Here is a 4,741-nt window from a genome sequence, read left to right on the forward strand (position 1 = left end):
CCCCACCCAGCCTCTCCCTGAATAGGGGGAGGGGAAATGTGGGACTAATTAAACATTGCAGCTAATTACCTTGCGAATTAACCCCCTCCCCTAAAATTAGGGGAGGGCTGGGGTGGGGTCAATAACTGCAAAATTAACCCCAACTACCCTACGTCAAAAAAACCAGAAAAAAACATCGAGGTTAAATCAAACTGCTGCATTTACCCCCACCCAGCCTCCCCCTAAATAGGGGGAGGGGAAATGTGGGACTAATTAAACATTGCAGCTAATTGTTCTGCCAATTAACCCCCTCCCCTAAAATTAGGGGAGGGCTGGGGTGGGGTCAATAACTAAAAAATTAACCCCAACTGCCCTATGTCAAAACCAGAAAAAACATCGAGGTTAAATCAAACTGCTGCATTTACCCCCGCCTAACCTCCCCTTGAATAAGGGGAGGGGAATGCCAGATTAATTAAACATTGCAGCTAATTACCCTGCCAATTAACCCCTTCCCCTAAAATTAGGGGAGGGCTGGGGTGGGGTCATCTTTCTGTTAATACACTTAAAACAATTTGTAAAACACCCTCAAGATTGTGCATAACATCCGTATTGCTAAATCGCAATACTCGAATACCTAAACCCTGAATATAAGTATCACGCTGGGCATCATATTGCCGCCCCTCTACCGAAAAATGCGAATGGCCATCTAGCTCAATCACCAATTTTCTTTCAGGACAATAAAAATCCACAATATAAGGCCCAATGCCATGCTGCCGGCGGAATTTAAACCCTAATTGTTTTCCCTTTACTGCTTGCCAAAAATGCTGCTCTGGCACAGTCGCATATTGGCGCAGTTGGATGCGTAGGGTTTTCGTTTGCTCTCTGTTAAATATCCGATTTCTGCCATTCATAGCCCAAATCTTCCAGATACTTTTGCACGTCCGCCTCTATTCCCAACGCCCACCAATAAGGCGCAAAGCTCTTTTCCACTGCACTCGCAACCAACTGAATAAAATCGCCATAGTCACCACTGCAGTGGGCTTTATCTAAGGCTTGGTAATAATCCAAACGCTGCCCGACCTCGATCACCGTGGCAGGAAAACCCGCTTTCATCAGCTCAAGATTCATCAACAGGCGCGATGTGCGGCCATTACCATCCACAAAAGGATGAATTTTGACAAACTCACCATGCACACGGGCGGCGCGTTCAATGGGGTGCATTTCCAGTGCTTGATGATTGCACCAGTCAATAAAAGCGGTCATTTGCTCTTGCACCCGTAATGCCTCGGGTGGGCGATGTTCCGCTCCAGAGATCAATACATTCACTTGTCGATAACGTCCGGCATTCTCGCTATCGATATTTTTCAACACCAACTGATGCAAAGTCTTAATTGTCCATTCATCAAGTGGTTGCTGCTGACTGACCAGTTCCTCCACAAATAGAATCGCATCACGGTGGTTGATGGCTTCGAAATGTTCACGCAGAGTTTTACCGCCGATGGTAATACCCTCCAGTGCCACCTTCGTTTCCTTGAGCGTGAGCGTGCTTCCTTCAATCGCATTGCTGTGATACGTCCATTGCAACACCAGATTGTCATGCAGGTTTTTGACTAAATGTGCATCCAGTGGGCGGTAGGTGTCCAGCTTTGCTTTCAGGAGATCGGCTTTAGCAAAATCATTCATAACCCAGTTCTTTCAAATAGCCTGCCATTTGTCCTTCCAACTCGGCTAATTGGGCTTTTAACTGCTCACGTTCAGCACGCACCACCATCAAATCAATTTCTTCCTCTTCCTCGAAGGTATCCACATAACGTGGGATATTCAGGTTGAAGTCGTTTTCTTTGATTTCGTCAAAGCTTGCCACATGGGCATATTTTTCTACACCCACGCCTTTACGGTAGGTGGTAACGATTTTGGCAATATTTTCTTCTGTTAGCTGGTTTTGATTCTTGCCAGCTTTACATTCACGGCTGGCATCGATAAACATCACCGAATCATCGGATTTATTTTTGTTAAATATCAAAATTGCCGCAGGAATACCTGTGCCGTAAAACAGCTTTTCCGGCAGGCCAATCACCGCATCAAGCAAATTTTCCTCAATCAATTTTTTCCGAATGATACCCTCGCTACTGCCTCGGAATAACACCCCATGCGGCACCACTACACCCATGCGCCCTGTTTCTGGCTTTAAGGTTTCAACCATGTGCAAGATAAAAGCGTAGTCGCCTTTCGTTTTTGGTGGCACACCTCGGCGGAAGCGGCTGAATTTGTCGTGTTCAGCTTCATCATGACCCCATTTATCCAAGCTGAACGGCGGGTTGGCGGTAACGATATCGAACAGCATTAAGTCGCCGTTTTTATCCAGCAATTTGGGGTTACGGATGGTGTCGCCCCATTCGATTTTGTGATTGTCCTCGCCATGCAGAAACATATTCATTTTCGCCAGCGACCAAGTAGAACCAATGGCCTCTTGTCCATACAGGGCATATTGCTTGCTGCCGTGGTTCACCACAATTTTGCGGCCACATTTCATTAACAACGAACCAGAGCCGCAGGCTGGATCACAAATGGTGTCGCCTGGTTGTGGATCTAATAACTCAGCAATAAGGTCGCTGACTTCGGGTGGGGTATAAAACTCACCGGCTTTTTGGCCGCCACTGGCAGCGAAGTTTTTAATTAGATACTCGTAGGCATTACCAATAACATCTAGTGTACCGACGCGGCTGGGCTTCAGATTGAGTTCTGGCTTGGCAAAATCTTCCAACAGGTGGCGCAGGATGGTGTTCTTTTGCTTTTCTTCGCCCAGTTTGTCGGTGTTGAAACTGATATCTTGGAACACGCTTTTGCCGGCGTCTTTCAGCTTCGTGCCGTTGGCTTCTTCGATCGCGTGCAATGCTTGGTCGATGCGCTCACCATTGCCAGGCTCATGGCGGCGTTCGTGCAGCTTGTAGAAGCTGGCTTCTTTGGGCAGCACAAAGCGTTCATTTTTCAGCATTTCTTCGATGAGCTCGGGCTCGTCACCGTATTCGGCCTGATAGCTGTCGTAGTGATCCTGCCATACATCGCTGATGTATTTCAGAAACAGCATGGTGAGTACGAAATCTTTATAGGTATCGGCGCTGATGGTGCCGCGAAACGTATCGCAGGCCGCCCATAACGCTTTGTTGATGTCGTCCTGATTGATTTGATCGGTCATGGTTATTCCTTGGATGGTGAGTTTTTAATGGTCTGTATTGCAGAGGTTGGGGCGGTGAGCAGGTCGGCGGCGAGTTCATTCGCGATGGCTGCCAGCATTTGCTCACCATTCCGGCGCAGTTGTTCGATGAGGCGCATCTCTTGCTGCAGGGTATTAGCAAGGCCGATGATGGCTCGCTGCTTGGCTAAATCAGGTATGGCAATGGGTATCTCCTCCAAAGCATTGCGTTTGAGAGCTTTGGTGAAAGTACCCTCGGCATTGAGATCGAAATAACGCTGACTAGGTGGCTGATTCAGAAACCAACAGAGGTATTCAGGCAATAATTGGGGAGCGGTAGCTCGCACGATGAAAAACTGTGGCGCGGCAATAGCTTGCTTGCCGGTTGCGGTGAGTGAGTTATCAATCAGCACCGCGTAATTACGGCTACCACGGGCGGCAACCAGAATATCGCCGATTTGCAGGCAATCATCGCGACGGCCGGTGGGCTCGGTTTCGATGCAATCGTCCCAGTTTACGAAGCCCTGTACCGAGGCATCTTTCATCTGCACAACGACAATCCCAGAGCGTGGCGATTCTGGAATTTTCCCCCGAAAGGGGTGCCCAGCAGAGATGTTGGCGAGGTGTTTCAGTTTCATGTTTGTACTGTTTCTTAAGCGATACTGCACAATATTATTTCTGACAAACCTTGTCAACAAATATTGTTTCTTTTGCTTTACTGCACAAAATTCGTTTCCACTAACGCCCAATTCATTACTCAATCCACGGAACGATTAGTTTCGTAGGGTGGATAAGCATAGCGCATCCACAAAATCACTACCAGATGCAATGTAGGTGAACTGCTAAAATCACAATGGATTTAATTACAAAGGGTTTTTCAAGCAATGTTTGATAGTTGCTCATCTTTGAGATTAAGCATGTGTTGGTTGGTGGATGCGCTACGCTTATCCACCCTACGCCAGCTATAAAAAAACCGCCCCATCCAATCAAGGGCGCGGCGGTTTTGGATGACGTACAGCGGTGTTTTGCCGTTGGTTGATGTGGTAGGCACTGTGGTGCCTACCCTACAACTACTGCTAAATCCAATGTGGATGTTTTGGTGAAATCACAATGATTTTGATTGCAAAGGGGTTTTCAAGCAATGTTTGCCTGAAATCCTAGTGTTGGTAGATGCGCTACGCTTATCTACCCTACGCCTGCGGTGTTACGGCGTGCATTTTTGCAAAACGGCTCGAAGCAAACCGCCAAAACATAACACCAGAAAAAAAACCGCCTCACCCCAGAGTGGTAGGCTGGGTTATAGCTGTAACCCAGCGTCTTTGAGATTAGGTAGGTTTGGTTGGTAGATGCGCTACGCTTATCTACCCTACGCCTGCGGTGTTACGGCATACGTTTTTGCAAAACGGCTCGAAGCAAACCGCCAAAACATAACACCAAAAAAAACCGCCTCACCCCATTCAGGGCAAGGCGGTTCTGGATGACATACGGTGATATTTTGCCGTTGGTCGATGTGGTAGGCACTGTGGTGCCTACCCTACAACTGTTGGGATTAGAGGATTTCTAAAATCC

The 4,741-nt window shown here is 47.6% G+C and carries 4 protein-coding genes; all 4 read right to left on the reverse strand.

The features are described from left to right. Positions 1-521: 521 nt before the first annotated feature. Genes G465_RS0112445 through G465_RS14775 form a run of 4 tightly spaced genes read right to left on the reverse strand, consistent with a single transcriptional unit; the run spans position 522 to position 3,810 of the window. Positions 522-890, reverse strand: coding sequence for an endonuclease domain-containing protein (locus G465_RS0112445; RefSeq protein WP_022654770.1), 369 nt, complete (start codon positions 888-890; stop codon positions 522-524). Continuing rightward, complete coding sequence (locus G465_RS14770; RefSeq protein ID WP_022654771.1) at positions 865-1,662, reverse strand: Fic family protein; 798 nt, start codon at positions 1,660-1,662, stop codon at positions 865-867. The genes G465_RS0112445 and G465_RS14770 overlap by 26 nt, the downstream gene beginning before the upstream one ends. Next, complete coding sequence (locus G465_RS0112455; protein ID WP_022654772.1) at positions 1,655-3,175, reverse strand: type I restriction-modification system subunit M; 1,521 nt, start codon at positions 3,173-3,175, stop codon at positions 1,655-1,657. The genes G465_RS14770 and G465_RS0112455 overlap by 8 nt, the downstream gene beginning before the upstream one ends. A gap of 2 nt (positions 3,176-3,177) precedes the next feature. Then, positions 3,178-3,810 (reverse strand): restriction endonuclease subunit S domain-containing protein, encoded by a 633-nt coding sequence (locus G465_RS14775; protein WP_022654773.1) that lies wholly within the window; start codon positions 3,808-3,810, stop codon positions 3,178-3,180. Between the last annotated feature and the right edge of the window lie 931 nt (positions 3,811-4,741).

It is taken from the genome of Aquaspirillum serpens DSM 68 (genome assembly GCF_000420525.1).
Lineage (GTDB): Bacteria > Pseudomonadota > Gammaproteobacteria > Burkholderiales > Aquaspirillaceae > Aquaspirillum > Aquaspirillum serpens.

What these genes read in the sequence shown, in the direction of transcription:
- G465_RS0112445 (WP_022654770.1), bottom strand. Translation starts at nt 890, where the DNA reads ATGAATGGCAGAAATCGGATATTTAACAGAGAGCAAACGAAAACCCTA.
- G465_RS14770 (WP_022654771.1), bottom strand. Translation starts at nt 1,662, where the DNA reads ATGAATGATTTTGCTAAAGCCGATCTCCTGAAAGCAAAGCTGGACACC.
- G465_RS0112455 (WP_022654772.1), bottom strand. Translation starts at nt 3,175, where the DNA reads ATGACCGATCAAATCAATCAGGACGACATCAACAAAGCGTTATGGGCG.
- G465_RS14775 (WP_022654773.1), bottom strand. Translation starts at nt 3,810, where the DNA reads ATGAAACTGAAACACCTCGCCAACATCTCTGCTGGGCACCCCTTTCGG.